The sequence below is a fragment of the Cellulosimicrobium sp. GQ32 genome, assembly GCF_059758455.1.
The window spans coordinates 211618-227243 of the sequence record NZ_JCAXEP010000001.1 but is presented as its reverse complement, the minus strand read 5'-3'; the positions used below and the strand labels follow the sequence as shown (position 1 = coordinate 227243).

General features: G+C 73.6%; 12 protein-coding genes. 9 read left to right on the top strand and 3 right to left on the bottom strand.

All coding sequences use genetic code 11. The features are described 5' to 3' along the window. The first annotated feature begins 15 nt into the window (after nucleotides 1-15). The 5 genes from AC6CH9_RS00875 to AC6CH9_RS00855 all read left to right on the top strand — a co-directional run bounded on the left by AC6CH9_RS00875 (nucleotide 16) and on the right by AC6CH9_RS00855 (nucleotide 5863). Nucleotides 16-1038 carry an ABC transporter substrate-binding protein gene (locus AC6CH9_RS00875; protein ID WP_498153211.1) on the top strand — a complete coding sequence of 341 codons (1023 nt, stop codon included), beginning with the start codon at nucleotides 16-18 and terminating at the stop codon, nucleotides 1036-1038. Beyond that, nucleotides 1035-1850, top strand: a complete 816-nt coding sequence (locus AC6CH9_RS00870; protein ID WP_498153210.1) for an ABC transporter ATP-binding protein — start codon at nucleotides 1035-1037, stop codon at nucleotides 1848-1850. The genes AC6CH9_RS00875 and AC6CH9_RS00870 overlap by 4 nt, the downstream gene beginning before the upstream one ends. Next, nucleotides 1847-2938 (top strand): Gfo/Idh/MocA family protein, encoded by a 1092-nt coding sequence (locus AC6CH9_RS00865; protein ID WP_498153209.1) that lies wholly within the window; start codon nucleotides 1847-1849, stop codon nucleotides 2936-2938. Before AC6CH9_RS00870 ends, AC6CH9_RS00865 begins: the two co-directional genes overlap by 4 nt. Nucleotides 2939-3113: 175 nt before the next feature. Next, nucleotides 3114-4745, top strand: a complete 1632-nt coding sequence (locus AC6CH9_RS00860) for a mannitol dehydrogenase family protein (protein ID WP_498153208.1) — start codon at nucleotides 3114-3116, stop codon at nucleotides 4743-4745. A gap of 2 nt (nucleotides 4746-4747) precedes the next feature. Further along, entirely contained in the window at nucleotides 4748-5863 is a 1116-nt protein-coding gene (locus AC6CH9_RS00855) for a mannonate dehydratase (protein ID WP_498153698.1), read from the top strand. A 24-nt stretch (nucleotides 5864-5887) separates the two neighbouring features. On the opposite strand, the gene AC6CH9_RS00850 is transcribed toward AC6CH9_RS00855, so the two are convergent. Next, nucleotides 5888-6307, bottom strand: a complete 420-nt coding sequence (locus AC6CH9_RS00850; RefSeq protein WP_498153207.1) for a PPOX class F420-dependent oxidoreductase — start codon at nucleotides 6305-6307, stop codon at nucleotides 5888-5890. 121 nt (nucleotides 6308-6428) lie between these two features. On the opposite strand from AC6CH9_RS00850, the gene AC6CH9_RS00845 reads away from it, so the two are divergent. Then, nucleotides 6429-8858, top strand: a complete 2430-nt coding sequence (locus AC6CH9_RS00845; protein WP_498153206.1) for a hypothetical protein — start codon at nucleotides 6429-6431, stop codon at nucleotides 8856-8858. Nucleotides 8859-8873: 15 nt separating this feature from the next. On the opposite strand, the gene AC6CH9_RS00840 is transcribed toward AC6CH9_RS00845, so the two are convergent. Further along, on the bottom strand, nucleotides 8874-10052 hold the full coding sequence (locus AC6CH9_RS00840; protein ID WP_498153205.1) for a Gfo/Idh/MocA family protein: 1179 nt from the start codon (nucleotides 10050-10052) through the stop codon (nucleotides 8874-8876). Further along, entirely contained in the window at nucleotides 10049-12022 is a 1974-nt protein-coding gene (locus AC6CH9_RS00835; RefSeq protein ID WP_498153204.1) for a DUF6807 family protein, read from the bottom strand. The genes AC6CH9_RS00840 and AC6CH9_RS00835 overlap by 4 nt, the downstream gene beginning before the upstream one ends. A gap of 241 nt (nucleotides 12023-12263) precedes the next feature. Between AC6CH9_RS00835 and AC6CH9_RS00830 the strand changes: the two genes are divergently transcribed. The 3 genes from AC6CH9_RS00830 (at nucleotide 12264) to AC6CH9_RS00820 (ending at nucleotide 15608) form a co-directional block, all read left to right on the top strand. Further along, a complete protein-coding gene (locus AC6CH9_RS00830; protein WP_498153203.1) occupies nucleotides 12264-13187 on the top strand; it encodes a carbohydrate ABC transporter permease in 924 nt (307 codons plus the stop codon). Next, a complete protein-coding gene (locus tag AC6CH9_RS00825; protein WP_498153202.1) occupies nucleotides 13180-14157 on the top strand; it encodes a carbohydrate ABC transporter permease in 978 nt (325 codons plus the stop codon). The genes AC6CH9_RS00830 and AC6CH9_RS00825 overlap by 8 nt, the downstream gene beginning before the upstream one ends. A gap of 104 nt (nucleotides 14158-14261) precedes the next feature. Next, the gene (locus AC6CH9_RS00820; RefSeq protein WP_498153201.1) at nucleotides 14262-15608 is read left to right on the top strand and encodes an ABC transporter substrate-binding protein; all 1347 of its coding nucleotides are present in this window, start codon (nucleotides 14262-14264) and stop codon (nucleotides 15606-15608) included. The last annotated feature ends 18 nt before the right edge of the window (nucleotides 15609-15626 follow it).

The following is a 15626-nucleotide window of genomic DNA, read 5'->3' as shown; positions in this document are numbered from 1 at the left end:
AGAAGGAGTCTTCCCATGCGTGGTGCACGTCTGACAGTCTCGCTGGCCGCGGCCGGCGTCGTGGTGGCGGGGACGGCGGCCTGCGGGCAGTCGTCCGACCCGTCCGGGCCCGCGGAGGGCGAGGGCGGCCTGACAGAGGTCACCGTCACCCTCAACTGGGTGCCCTACGGCGAGCACGCACCGTTCTACTACGGCGTCGAGCAGGGGATCTTCGAGGAGGAGGGGATCGACCTCACGATCCAGCCGGGCAACGGGTCGGGGAACACGGTCCAGCAGGTCGCGCAGCGCAACACCGACTTCGGCTGGGCCGACACCCCGCCGCTCGCCAACGCCATCAGCTCGGGGATGCCGGTGCGCAGCGTGGGCGTGTTCCTCCAGACCGGGCCCAGCTCGGTGGAGTTCTTCGCCGAGCAGGGCATCACCGAGCCCGCCGACCTCGTGGGCAAGACGGTCGGCGGCACGCCGGGCGACGCGATGTACGGGACGTTCCCGGCCTGGCTGGAGCTCAACGGCGTCGACCCGGCGGACGTGACGGTGGTCAACGTCGACGCGGCGGGCAAGATCGCCGCGCTCATCGAGGGCAAGGTCGACGCGATCCAGGGCTTCCACCACGACCAGGCGCCGACGATCGAGAACCAGACCGGCGAGGAGGTCGACGCGCTGCCCTTCGCGGACTTCGGCATGAACCTGCTCGGCACCGGTCTCGTGGCGAACGAGGCGCTCATCGCGGACGACCCGGAGCTCGTCGAGGCCATGGTGCGCGCGACGTCCCGCTCGTTCGTCGCGGCGTCGGAGGACCCGGACGCGGCGGTCGCGGCGATGGCCGCGGGCGCCGAGCAGGCGCCCGACGAGGCGGTGCTGGCGGCGCAGCTCGCCGCGACGATCGACCTGCTCAACCTCGAGGACGCTCCTGCCCCCGGCGTGAACACCGAGGAGCAGTGGACGGACACCCTGACGTTCCTGTCCGAGAACACGGACTTCGACGGCGGCACGACCCCGGCCGACTTCTGGGACGGCGCGTTCGGGGCAGACCTGTGACCGCGACGGAGCTCGCGGTCCCCGTCGACGCGGTCGGCGCGGACCCCATCATCGAGGTCCGTGACCTCACGATGCGCTTCACGTCGAAGCGGTCGGAGACCGTGGCGCTCGACGACGTCTCGCTGAGCGTCCAGCCGGGCGAGTTCGTGACGATCGTCGGGCCGTCCGGCTGCGGCAAGTCGACCTTGCTGAAGATCGTGGCGGGCCTCACGGCCTACACCGAGGGCGAGGTGCGCCTGTACGGGCAGCCTGTCACGCGCCCGCAGCGCGAGATCGGGTTCGCGTTCCAGCGGTCGGCGCTGCTGGAGTGGCGCGGGGTACGCAAGAACATCCTGCTCCAGGCGGAGATGCGGGGCATGGACCGGCGCCGGGCGCAGGAGCGCGCGGACGCGCTCATCGCGCTGACCGGGCTCACGGGCTTCGAGAAGGCCCTGCCGCACGAGCTGTCCGGCGGCATGCAGCAGCGCGTCGCGCTCTGCCGGGCCCTGCTGCACGAGCCGCGCGTCCTCCTCATGGACGAGCCGTTCGGCGCGCTCGACGCGCTCACGCGCGAGCAGATGAACATCGAGATGAACCGCATCTGGCGCGAGACCGGCACGACCATCGTGCTCGTCACGCACTCGGTGCCCGAGGCGGTGTTCCTCGGGAGCCGGATCGTGGTCATGAGCCCGCGTCCAGGACGGATCGTCGAGACCCTCGAGCCGGGCCTGCCCGACGAGCGCGACTACGGCACGACGCTCGTCGACCCCCGGTTCACGGGTGCCGCCGAGCGGCTGCGCGACCTGCTCGGCGCCAGCCACGTCGCCGAGTGAGCGGGCCCGTGCGGGGGTCCGGCGTCGGCGTCGGGATCGTCGGGATGGGCAGCATCGGCGTGCTGCACGCGCGTGCCTTGCGCGACCTGGCGCCGCGGGCGCGGCTCGTCGCGTACAGCGGTGGCGCGGCACTCGACGAGGACCTGACCCCGCTCGGGCGCGCCACCCACGTGGCGCCGGACGAGGTGGTCCGCCACGAGGGCGTCGACGTCGTGGCGGTCTGCACGCCGAGCGGGAGCCACGCGCGGCTCGCGCTCGCGGCGCTCGAGGCGGGCAAGCACGTCGTCGTGGAGAAGCCGCTCGCGGTGACCGTCGAGGACGCGCTCCTCGTCGAGCGCACGGCGCGCGAGCGAGGCCTGGTCGTCTCGATGGTCTCGCAGCGCCGCTTCGAGCCCCAGCACGAGGCGCTCCGACGCGCGCTCGACGACGGCGCCCTCGGCGAGCTGCGCCTCGTCGCGACGCACGTGCCCTGGTACCGGGACGACGACTACTACGCCGCCGCGCCCTGGCGGTCGTCGACGGCCGAGGGGGGCGGGTCGCTCATGAACCAGGGCGTCCACAACGTCGACCTCCTGCGCTGGCTGTGCGGACCGGTCGAGTCGGTCACGGCCCAGGCCGGCACCCTCGCCCGCACGGGCGATCTCGGCGAAGGTCTCGGGGAGGACCTCGCCGAGGACACGACGGTCGCGACGCTGCGCCTCGCGTCGGGCGCGCTCGGGGTCGTCACGACCACGACGGCGACGCCCCCCGGGTTCCCCGCGACCCTCGCGCTCCACGGGTCCCGCGGCTCGGTGGAGCTCGCGCAGGACGAGGTGCTCCGCTGGGACGTGCCGGGGGCCGCGGCCCCCGCGTCCGGGAGCGCGGCGGGTGGGGCGGCGGACCCGCTCGCGATCGGTCATGCCGGTCACCGCAGCCAGTGGGAACGGGTGCTCGCCGCCCTCGACGGCGCCGGGCCGCCCCCTGTGGGAGCCGCCGACGCGGTCGAGACCGTCCGGCTCTTGTGCGCGATCCGCGAGGCCGCCGCGACCGGACGAACCGTCCGCCCGGCCGACCTCGCGGCACAGGGAGCGGCTCCGTCGGTGCAGTGACGCCGTCGGCCTGGCTCGACCGCGCACTCGATGGCGAACGTTTGCATCCGCACTCTCATCGTCGACATCTGGCCAAGTCCTGCTGTGGCTACAATCGTTCGCAAGCCGTTCCCGGGACGAGTCCCGGCCGGACCCGGCGGCACCCGTCGCCGAACCGCTACCCGTAGGAGGCCGTGTGACCGCCCCGACCGACGTCCCGCGCCGACCCGGCCCGACGTCATCCGCTGCGACGCAGGCCGACGCCGGGCGGTCGGCGCGACCGCGCCTGCACCGCGACGCGCACCCCGCGTTCCCGCCGGCGCCGGTCCGCCCGACGCAGGTGGGGATCGTCCATCTGGGGATCGGCGCGTTCCACCGCGCGCACCAGGCGGTGGTCACCGAGGACGCCGCACGGGCGACGGGCGAGACGTGCTGGGGGATCCTCGGTGTGACGCAGCGCTCCGCGTCGGTGCGCGACCAGCTGCGGCCGCAGGGCGGGGTGTACACCGTGCTGACGGTGGGGCCCGACGGCGCGTCCCCGCGCGTCGTGGGGTCGGTGACCGACGTCGCGTGGCCGGCCGAGGAGACGCCCCGCGTCCTCGCGGCGCTCGCCGCACCGACGACGCACGTCGTGACGCTCACCGTCACCGAGAAGGGGTACGCGCGCCGCGCCGACGGCCGCCTCGACGTCGACGCCGTCGCGGCCGACCTCGACGTGCTGCGCCGCGAGGAGGAGCCCACAGGGTCTCCGGACGCGGACGCACCGCCGCCCGGCGCGGACGGCGCGAGCGGTGATGCGGTCGGCGTCGCCCCGGCGACGAGCGCCGTCGGGCTCCTCGTGCGCGGGCTCGCCGCGCGCCGTCGGGCCGGGGGCGCGCCCCTGACCGTGCTGAGCTGCGACAACCTCGCCGACAACGGGCACGTGCTGTCGCGGCTCGTGGGGGAGGCGGTCGACGCCGCGCTCCCGGGCGCCGAGGGCGACGCGCTGCGCGACTGGCTCGCCGCGTCGGTGACCTTCCCGTGCAGCATGGTCGACCGGATCGTGCCCGCGACCACGCCCGCGCAGCGCGACGAGGTCGAGACGCTGCTCGGCGCGCGCGACGAGGGTCTGGTCGTCGCCGAGCCGTTCGTGCAGTGGGTGATCGAGGACCGCTTCGCCGGCCCGCGCCCCGCGTGGGAGCGGGGCGGGGCGACCCTCACGAGCGACGTCGCGCCCTACGAGCGCGCGAAGCTGCGCCTGCTCAACGGCGCGCACTCCTACCTCGCGTACGCGGGCTCGCTCGCCGGGCACGCGACGATCGCCGAGGCCGTCGCCGACCCGGCGCTGGCCGCGGGCGCCCGGGCGCTCCAGGCCGACGCGCTCGCGACGCTCGACGCGCCCGACGGCGTCGACCTGGCCGCGTACGCGCAGACGCTGCTCGACCGGTTCGCCAACCCCGCGACGGGGCACACGACCCGGCAGGTCGCGATGGACGGGACGCAGAAGATCCCGTTCCGCTGGGGCGCGACGCTCGCCGACCTGCTCGCCGCGCGACCGGACGCCCCGGCGCCGCGAGGCGTCGTCACGGCGCTGGCCGCGTGGGCCGGGTACGTCGTGGCGGAGGTGGGTGCCGGGCGCAGGGTGGACGACCCGCGCGGCGACGAGCTGCGCGCGATCGTGGAGGGCGCGCCGGACGACGCCGCGGCGGTCCGTGCGCTCGTCCTGCTCCCCGGCCTGCTGCCGGGCGTCCCGGAGGAGCGCCTGCCCGACGTCGCCGACGCGGTCGTCGTCGTGAGCGCGACCGCCAGCAGCACGACCACCACGAGGAACGAGGAGACCACGCCGTGAAGATGGGCTTTCGCTGGTACGGCGAGGGGAACGACACGGTCACGCTCGACCACGTGCGCCAGGTGCCCGGCGTGGAGACGATCGTGTGGAGCCTGCACGGCAAGCAGGCGGGCGAGGTGTGGGAGCAGGCGGAGATCGACGCCGAGGTCGCGAAGATCACCGGCCTGACGGACGAGGCGAGGGCGCGCGGGATCACCCGGACCTTCGACGCCGAGGTGGTCGAGTCCGTCAACGTGCACGAGTCGATCAAGCTCGGCAGGACCGTCCTCGGGCGCAGCCGCGACGAGGCGATCGAGAACTACGTGACGACGATCCGCCGCCTGGGCCGGGCCGGGGTGAAGGTCGTCTGCTACAACTTCATGCCCGTCTTCGACTGGCTGCGCACCGACCTGTGGCACCCGCTGCCCGACGGCTCGACCGCGCTGTTCTTCGAGCGCGCCGTCGTGGACGCGATGTCGCCGCAGAGCCTCATCGCCGACATGGAGGCGAACACGCACGGCCTCACGCTGCCCGGCTGGGAGCCCGAGCGGCTCGCGAGCTTCACCGAGCTCGACGCCGCCTACGAGGGCGTGACGCGCGAGGACATGTACGCCCACTACCGGTACTTCCTCGACGCGGTGATCCCCGCGTGCGAGGAGGCGGACGTCAAGCTGGGCGTGCATCCCGACGACCCGCCCTACGACGTCTTCGGCTGGCCCCGCGTCGTGTCCACCAAGGACGACCTGGCGCGCGTGCTGTCCCTGAACGACAGCCCGTACCACGGCCTGACCCTGTGCCTGGGCAGCTTCTCCGCGAACCCCGAGCAGGACGCGGTCGACGCCGTGCGCACGTTCATGGACCGCATCCACTTCACGCACGTGCGCAACATCAAGCACCTCGGGAACGGCGACTTCACCGAGGTCGCGCACCGCGCGTGCGAGGGCAGCGTCGACACCACGGGCATCATGCGCGCGTACGCCGAGGCGGGCTACCAGGGCTACGTGCGTCCCGACCACGGCCGGCACCTGTGGGACGAGAACACGACCAACAAGCCTCGGCCGGGCTACGGCCTGTACGACCGCGCGCTCGGCATCCAGTACCTGCTCGGCGCCTGGGACGCGTTCCGGTACGACGCCTGACGGCGGGCGCCGACGGGGGAGCGGCTACGCGTCCCCGGCGGCGGCCTTCGCCTCGCCCCAGCCGTACCAGCGCTGGACCTCGATCCACGCGCTGACGCGCGGGCTGTGCCGGTTCGCGTACTCGTGCCCCGTGTAGTGGCGCGAGATCCGGTCGATGTCGGCCAGGCCCTCGTCGGCGCGCAGCTCCGCGACGCGCCCGATGAGCGTCACGTGCGTGTACCAGTTCTCGTCGAGCACGGTGAGCGAGACGCGCGGGTCGTTCTGCAGGTGCTTGAGGCGTACGCGCGACTCGTCGAGGTTGACGAGCACGCGGCCGTCGTCCTCCCAGACGTACCAGGTGGCCGCGGTGACGGGCGCGCCGTCGGAGCGCAGGGTCGCCATGACGGCGGGGTTCGGGCGGCGCAGCAGCTCGACGAGAGGGGCGGGCAGCGGGGGACGGGACACGACGACTCCTCCACGGTCGGGGCGGGACGTCCCGACGCTACGCCACGGGCGCCGACCTCGCGGCGCGCGGGGCTTCGGCATAGCGTTCTCGGTGACGTACCCGTCGGAGGGGAGCGGCAGGATGCGCGTGGTGGTCGGTCGATGGCGCGTGGTGGTGGCGTCCGGTCTGGTGCTGGTGGGCGCTGCGCTCGTCGGCGTCGCGCAGGGGGCGTCGGCCGAGGTGCCGACACCGACGGCCGACGAGTCGGTCGTCACGGTGCGCGTCGGAGGGGACCGGACCGCGTCCGGCGCCGTCACCCCGCTGCCCGGCGTGACGCTGGGTCTGTACGCCACGGTCGACGCGACCACCGTGGTGGACGACGGTTGGGGTGTGTGCGTGTCCGACGCCGACGGCGACTGCTCCTTCACGGTGCCGGGCACGGAGGCGGGCGGCGCGAACGCCGGCGCGCAGTACGTGGTCAAGCAGATCGCCGCTCCCGCGGGGTGGTTCGCCAGCCCGACGCTCCGGGTCGGCCCGGGGAGCGGTTCGGGCTCGACGGCGCAGCCCTACGCCTTCACGACCCCGGCCCTGGTCGGCGGGCAGACCTACGCCTCCCTCGACCCGAGCATCGGCTTCATGGCCGGCCCCGCCTCGAGCGGCCGGCCGGTGACCGACTCGGAGGGGGTCTGGCAGCTGTCGCGGACCAACCCCGCGCTGACGGCGCAGTGCGGCGCCGACATCGCGTTCGTGCTCGACCTGTCGTCGTCGTTGGGCAGCCAGGTGACCAACCTCAAGGCTGCCACGGACTCGGTGGCCGACGCGCTCGTGGGAACCCCCTCCCGCCTCGCCGTCTTCTCGTTCGACCGCTTCTCGCCCAGCACCGGGTCGGACGCGAACCATCCCGATCTGGTCAGCGTCGCGACCCAGCAGGGGGCCGACGCCTTCAAGGCGCACTATGCCGACTGGACCACGGGTTCGGGCACGAACTGGGACCAGGGGCTGCGGGTCGTGGCGGACGCCGAACCGGCGTACCAGGTCGTGGTGATGATCACCGACGGCAACCCGACCCGGTTCGGCGCCACCGGCAGCGGAGGCACGGGCGGCACGACGCACCTGCGCGACGTGGAGAACGGCATCTACTCCGCGAACGCCGTCAAGGCCGAGGGCGCGCGGCTGCTGGTGCTCGGCGTCGGCTCGGGGATCGACGACGTCACCCGGCTCAACCTGCGGGCCCTCTCGGGCGAGACGTTCTACGCCGGGGGCGACCCCCGGGACGCCGACTACTTCGACCTCGACGACTTCGAGGCCGCGGGGGCGGCGCTGCGCGACCTGCTCCTGAGCGGCTGCGAGGGGCGGATCAACGTCACGAAGGAGATCGTCCCCGCGGAGAACGAGGCGGGCGACGTCACGGGGGCCGTACCCGCCGGCGCGGGCTGGCAGTTCGACGCGGGCACGTCCGCGACCGGTGTCACGCTCGATCCTGCCTCCGCGACCACGGCGGACGACGGCACCGGGAGCGTCGCGTTCGAGGTCGACTACGAGGGGGTGCCGCAGGATGCCGAGGTGACGATCACCGAGAACCAGCAGGACGGCTTCACGCTGGTGCCCGTCGAGGGCCAGAACGCCGTGTGCGTCGACAAGCTCGACGACGACGCGCCGGTGCCGGCGACGAGCGGCGGCGAGACGGCGTTCGGCGTCGTGCTCCCGGCGTCGGGGTTCGTGAGCTGCACCGTGTACAACCAGCCCCTCGGCGGCGTCGTGGTCGACAAGGTGTGGCTCATCGACGGGACCGAGCTCGCCGAAGGGGACCAGCCGGACGGCTTCACCGCCGACCTCTCGCTGACGGGCCCGGGTGGTGCCGAGGCCTCCGGTCAGGAGTGGGGCGTCGAGCGCGGCGGCTATCAGGGCCCTGAGGGCGTCACCGTCGACGAGACGACGACCGTCCCGGACGGGTGCGTGCTGGCGGACGCCCAGGTGACGTCCGTCGACGGCGAGGCGGTGGAGCCCGCCCCGCTGCCCTACGGCACGACGGCCGCGAGCCCCGCTCGGGCGGTCGTGGTGACCAACCGGGTGACGTGCCCGCCCATGCTGACCCTGGTCAAGGTGGTCGTCAACGACGACGGCGGCACCGGGGCGGTCGGCGACTGGACGCTGTCGGCGACCGGGCCGGTACGCATCGAGGGCACCACGGGTGACGACGCCGTCACGCACGCCTCCGTCGACCCCGGCGACTACGTGCTCGCCGAGGACGGGCCGCAGGGATACGCGTCGCGTGGATGGGCGTGCGTCGACGACCTCACGGGAGCCGTCGTCGACGTCGTCGACGACGCCGTCAGCGTCGGCGACGAGGACGCGCTCACGTGCACCGTGACGAACGACGACGTCGCGGGGCCGACGCCGGCACCGTCCACCCCTCCCGCGGCGATGCCGCCCCCGACGGCGAGCACACCCGGATCGGGGTCGTTGGCCACGACGGGAGCGAGCGCTGCGGGTCTGCTCGGCGGCGCCGCGCTCCTCGGCCTCGCCGGGTGGGTCCTCGTCGCGGCGGTACGCCGTCGCGTCGCACCCTGACCGCGGCTGGGTCCCTCAGCGCGTCCAGGGCGCGCCGAGCTCGGTGAACGTCCGGGCCGTGCGCGCGGCCTCCTCGCACCACCGCGCGACGTCGTCGACGACGGGGCGACGGTCGTCGCCCTCGCCCGTCCAGGTCACGGCCGCCGGGTCGAGCGGTCGGGGGTCCACGGCCGTCCGGACGGCCTCCATGACGCGCATGAACGCGCCGGTGTCGCGCACGTCGCACGCGAGCCGGCGCTCCGGGTCGCGGCGTGCGGCGAGCAGGTCCTCCAGGAGCCCGGTGCGCCCGTACGTCTTCTCCACGTGCACCCGCGGGGTGCGGACGAGCACGCGGTCGTGCTCGTACTCGAGCGTGACCTCGCCGTCCGTCCCGAGCACGAGCACGCGGGCCGGGGCGCGCTCGGGTGCGCAGAGCGTGAGCCCGAACCCGTAGGGCAGGCCGTCGCGCGCGACGACGCGCAATGACGACGTGTCGTCGGCCTCGATCGGGTTGGCGCGCCAGAGGTCGGTCACGACGTGCGCGACGTCCGCGGCCGTACGGGCGCCGCCGATGCGCAGCGCGGTCGCGACCGCGTGGGCGAGCGGGTTGGTGACGACGCCGTCCACGACGTCGCGCCCGTCGAGCCGGCGCCTGCCCGCCCACGGTGCCCGGCGCCAGTACCCGGCGGTCCGCACCCACGTGCCGACGGCCCCGATGCCCACGAGATCGCCGATCTCGCCGTCCGCGACGAGCTCGGCGACCGCGTCCACCGCGTGCGAGCCGAAGGTCTGGAAGCCCACCTGGCACCGGCGGCCCGTGCGCTCGGCCACCTCGACGAGCGCGAGGTGCTCCGCGAGGGACGCGGCGGTCGGCTTCTCGAGCAGGACGTCGACGCCCGCCTCCATCGCGGCGCGCGCGAGCGGGAGGTGGGTCGGGATCGGGGTCGAGATCACGACGACCTCGGGGCGGACGGCCGCGTCGGACGACGAGAGCAGGTCCCCCAGCGTGGGGAACCAGGGCGCGGAGGCGTCGTCCGGGCGGCGCGGGTCCACGACCGCGCTCAGCCGGGCGCGACCCTGCGCCGCGAGCGCGGCGACCGTGCGCAGGTGGGACCCGCCGTGGCCGTGAACGCCGACGACGGCGACAGGGACGGCCGCCTGCGCCCGGTCGAGCACGTGGTTCGTCCCGGAGGCGGCCCGGGGCGAACCGGTCACCGGACGCGCTCCGCGAGCGCCGCGGCCTCGTCGAGCTCGAGCCCGCGGTCGACGAGGACGGCGCGCGCGCCCGTCTCGAGCCTGCCGCCCGCGGGGATCGTGCGGGGCGCGTCCCAGGCCAGGGCCGGGCCTGCGCCGGGGTACTCGGACGCGCGCAGGAACCACGGCACCGTCTCGCCCTGCTGGACGAGGAGCAGCGTCGTCGTGTGGGAGGGGTGCTCCTGCACGAACGCGACCCACGGGGACGTGCTGCCGTGAGCGCTCTCCTCGCCAGGCCCGCGCGCGCTGAGCACGCTCGTCGAGGCGGCCGCGCGCAGGCGCCAGAAGAAGCCGCCGTACCCGGCACCGGGGCGGCCGTTGGTCGCGGGCGAGCCGATGACGAGCGCGCCGCGCTCGGCGCGCAGGGTCGAGCGCCAGTCGAGGACCCAGGACTCGTCGTCGAGGATCCACGCGTCGAGGCGGCGGTCCTCCTCGAGCTGGGGGACGCCCTGCTCGTCGTGCCAGCGGACGCCGTCGTGCAGCAGGTGCTGCTCCACGGGGTCGACGGCGAGCGCGTGGCTCACCTGGCGGCCGTGGTTGGGCAGGAGCGTCGGGCCGACGTCGGCGACGAACGTGCGGCCTCCCCAGTAGGAGGTGCCGTTGACGTCGGCGACGGCCATGGAGGCGCCGTAGTGGTGGCGGTGGTCGACGGGTCCGGCGTCGGTGAGCGGGACGCCCGCGAGGGTGTGGACCGGGTGCAGGTAGGAGCGCGGAGCGTGCACCGCCGGGATGCGGTCGCCCTGCTGGTAGCGGGCCAGGCGCAGGTCGCCGGCGCGCAGGACGACGGCCTCCCCGTCGGGGGCCCAGCGGACCTCGCGCGGCACGGGCTGGTCACCCGCGCCGGCGCTCTCGACGACGTGCGTCCCCGCGGGCACGACCGCCGGGGCCACGCGAGCCCGGGCCACCTGGCGCGGGACGGGTCCCGTCGTGGCGCGGACCTCGAGCCGCGGCTCGAAGCGGGTCGTGCGGGACGCGGACGCGGAGTCGTCGATCAGGGCGGAGAGCTCCTTCCAGGCGTGCCGACCGAGCTCGGCCTGCGGCACGGCGACCGTCGTGAGCGACGGTGTCGCGTAGCGGGCCAGGTCGATGTCGTCGAAGCCGACGACCGACATGTCCTTGGGCACGGCGACGCCGGCCTCGTTGAGCCCGGCGAGCAGGCCGAACGCGACGAGGTCGTTGAACGCGACGACGGCGGTCGGCCGGGCGGTGAGGACCTCGTCGACGGCGGCGTGGCCGGCTGCGATGTCGGGTCCGGCAGGGAGCTCGACGAGCTCGAGCTCGGGCGTGCGGTCGAGCACGCGGCGCAGCCCGGTGCGGCGCAGCGCGTCGGACGCGCTGCCGGGCGGGCCGGCGAGGTAGGCGACCCGGCGGTGGCCGAGGGAGAGCAGGTGCTCGAGCACCTGGGCCGCGGCGTCGGCGTAGTCGACGACGAGCGACGGTACGGCCGTCTCGCCCGGGTGCGCGAGCTCGCGGTTGACGAGCACGACGGGGGAGACGTCGGGGACGAGCCGCGCGAGCTCGGCCGCGGGCATGCGCGGGGAGACGAGCACGAGGGCGTCGCAGCGCAGCCGCGCCTCGAGCGCGATCGCGGCCTCTTCCGTGGGGTCCTCGGCGGTGTCCGCGACGAGGACGCGATACCCGGCCGGGGCGGCGGCCGAGGTGACACCGCGCAGGATCTGCTGGAAGACCGGGTTGCCCAGGTCCGGGACGACGAGCGCGACCGTGTTGGTCCGTCCGAGCGACAGGCTCCGCGCGACGTTGCTGGGCCGGTAGCTCAGGTCCGCGGCCGCCTGGCGGACGCGCGCGCTGATCTCCGGGTCGACCGTCGCGCGGCCGTTCATGACGCGCGACACCGTCGCCCGGGAGACGCCCGCGGCGGTCGCCACGTCGGCGATCGTCACCCCGCCTCGCCGTGTGCTCACGCTTGCCATCGTTCTCCCTCGAGTCGTGGTCCGCGCGTCGCGGGCACCCACGGCAGCGTGGTGCCCGCGCTCGCCGGGGTCGGCCGGTGCTGCGCGATGACCTGACCGTACACCATGGGAAACCGGTTCCACATGTGCTACGGTCCTCACCCAGCAACCGGTTTCCCCGCGACGGGGGAACGCCGGACTACCGATCGACGACGACCGGAGGGTGACGGATGACCGGCACGAGGTGCGAGGAGGGTCTCGCATGGCGGTGACCGAGCTCGCGCGAGGGACCGCCACGCGGCGGCCCGCACGCAAGAAGGGGGACGGGAAGGCGGCGGCGCTCTTCCTCGCCCCCTGGTTCGTGGGCCTCGCGCTCATCACGGCGGGCCCGATGGTGGCGTCGCTGTACCTGTCCTTCACGGACTACGACCTGCTCCAGGCGCCGAGCTGGATCGGGTGGGACAACTACGAGCGGATGTTCGCCGACCCGCGGCTGCTCAACTCGCTCCAGGTGACGTTCACGTACGTGTTCGTCTCCGTGCCGCTCCAGCTCGCGGCCGCGCTCGGCCTCGCGCTCCTGCTCGACAAGGGCCTGCGGGGGCTCGCCGTCTACCGCTCGATCTACTACCTGCCCTCGCTGCTCGGCGGGAGCGTGGCGATCGCGATCCTGTGGCGCCAGGTCTTCGGCGCCGACGGGCTCGTCAACCAGGTCCTGGCGCTCGTCGGGATCCAGGGACAGGGGTGGGTCTCGCACCCCGACTACGCCCTGGGCACGCTCGTCGCTCTCAACGTGTGGACCTTCGGCGCGCCGATGATCATCTTCCTCGCCGGGCTGCGCCAGATCCCGCGCATGTACTACGAGGCGGCCTCGATCGACGGCGCCGGCCGGTGGCGCCAGTTCCGCTCGATCACGGTGCCGATGCTCACGCCGATCATCTTCTTCAACCTCGTGCTCCAGCTCATCAACGCGTTCCAGTCCTTCACGCAGGCGTTCGTCGTGAGCGGCGGGACCGGCGGGCCGGCGGACTCGACGATGTTCTACACGCTCTACCTCTACCTCAAGGGCTTCGGCTCGCTCGAGATGGGCTACGCGTCGGCGATGGCCTGGTTCCTGCTCCTGATCATCGGCGGGATGACGTTCGTCAACTTCCTCGCCTCGAAGTACTGGGTCTTCTACGATGACTGACACCACGCACCCCGCCACGGGGACCCCCGCCGACGCCGCCGTCCTCGAGGACGGGGCACCCGGGACCCGCTCCCGGTCGACGCTCTCCCAGCTCGCGGCCGACGCGCCGCCCACCGCCCCGCGACCCCGGCGTCGGGCGCAGTCCGCGCGGGTCCGGTCCGTGCTCAAGCACGCGCTGCTCATCGCGTTCGGTCTCGTGATGCTCTACCCGCTGCTGTGGATGCTCGCGAGCTCGTTCAAGCCCTCGGCGCTGATCTTCCGCGAGCCGGGCCTCATCCCGTCCGCGGTCGACCTCGGTAACTACACCGACGGGTGGAACGCGCTCACCCACCCGTTCGGCCACTACCTGCTCAACTCCGCGGTCGTGGTGCTCGGGTCCGTGCTGGGCAACCTCGTCTCGTGCTCGCTCGCCGCCTACGCGTTCGCCAGGCTGCAGTTCCGGGGCCGCGGGGTCTGGTTCGCGATCATGCTCATGTCGATCATGCTGCCGATCCACGTGGTGATCGTGCCGCAGTACGTGCTGTTCTCCTCGCTCGAGTGGATCAACACGTTCCTGCCGCTCATCGTGCCCAAGCTGCTCGCCACCGACGCGTTCTTCATCTTCCTCATGGTCCAGTTCTTCCGCGGGATCCCCAAGGAGCTGGACGAGGCGGCGCGGCTCGACGGCTGCGGCCACGGGCGGATCTACCTGCGCATCATGATGCCGCTCGCGCTCCCGGCGCTCGCGACGACGGCGATCTTCACCTTCATCTGGACCTGGAACGACTTCTTCAGCCAGCTCATCTTCCTGACCAAGCCGGACATGTACACGGTCCCGATCGCGCTGCGCACCTTCGTGGACGCCACGGGCCAGAGCTCGTGGGGGCCGATGTTCGCCATGTCGATCGTCTCCCTGGTCCCCGTGTTCCTCGTCTTCCTCTTCGGTCAGAAGTACCTCGTCAAGGGCATCGCCACGACGGGGATCAAGTAGCTCCTCCGGCCCGCGGGCTCCCCGCCCGCGAGCCACCCCCGGTGCCCGACCGGCACCGCTCCGCACGACAGAACGACGACGTCCCGTCACGCACAAGGAGAGTCATGAACACCTCGATCCACCGTTCGCGCCGGCCCGGCGCACGCCGCGCGGCGCTGGCCGCCGCACTGACCGTCGGTGCCCTCGCCCTGACCGCCTGCGGCGGCGACGGCGGCGTCGCGAACCCGGGCGGCGACGACGAGTCGTCGTCCGCGGAGTCCGGGCCGGTCCAGATCCGCTTCTCGTGGTGGGGCTCGGACACGCGCCACCAGACGACGCAGCAGATCATCGACCTCTTCGAGGAGCAGAACCCCGACATCACGGTCGTGGCCGACTACACCGACTGGGGCGGGTACTGGGACAAGCTCGCGACCTCGGTCGCGGCCGGCGACGCACCCGACGTCATCACGCAGGAGGAGCGCTACCTCGCGGACTACGCCTCGCGCGGCGTCCTGGCGGACCTCGGGGAGCTCGACATCGACACGAGCTCGATCGACGAGTCGGTCGTGGGCTCGGGCGAGACGGGCGGGGCGCTCTACGGCATCCCCACCGGCGTGAACGCGTACGCGGTGCTCGCCGACCCGCAGGTGTTCGCCGACGCCGGTGTCGAGGTGCCGGACGATGCCACGTGGACGTGGGAGGACTACGTCGAGGTCTCGAACGCGGTGACCGCCGGGTCGACCGACGGCGTCTACGGCACGCAGGACTACGGCTTCAACGAGGCCGGCCTGTCGATCCTCGCGCGCCAGCGTGGCGAGGCCCTGTACACGCCCGAGGGCGAGCTCGGCGTCTCCGCGGAGACCGTCGCGGACTTCTTCCAGCTCTCCCTCGACCTCCAGGCGGGCGGCGGTCAGCCTGACGCCGCGCGGTCCGTCGAGCTCGAGGGCGCCGGCCCGGAGGGCTCGCTCCTCGGCACCAACCAGGGCGCCATGGGCATGTGGTGGACCAACCAGCTCGGCGCCATCAGCACCGCCTCAGGTCGCGACCTGGAGCTCCTGCGCCTCCCGGGCGAGTCCGAGGGGGAGCGCACGGGCATGTACTTCAAGCCCGCGATGTACTACTCGGTCGCCAAGACGTCCGAGCACCCCGAGGCGGCGGCGAAGTTCGTGGACTTCCTCCTCAACGACCCCGAGGCCGGGGCGCTCATGCTCTCCGACCGCGGCCTGCCCGCCAACACCGAGGTGCGTGCGGCCGTCAAGGACAGCCTCTCCCCGGCGGACAAGCAGGCCGCGGACTTCCTCGAGGCGCTCGGCGCCGACGTCGTGGACGGCCCGCCCGTCCCGCCGCAGGGTGCCGGCGACGTCGTCGAGATCCTCAAGCGCATCAACACCGAGGTGCTGTTCGAGCAGAAGTCTCCGCAGGACGCCGCGGCGCAGTTCCTCGACGAGGTGGGCGCGGCCATCGGGCAGTAGCAGCGCCGTGGCGTCCCG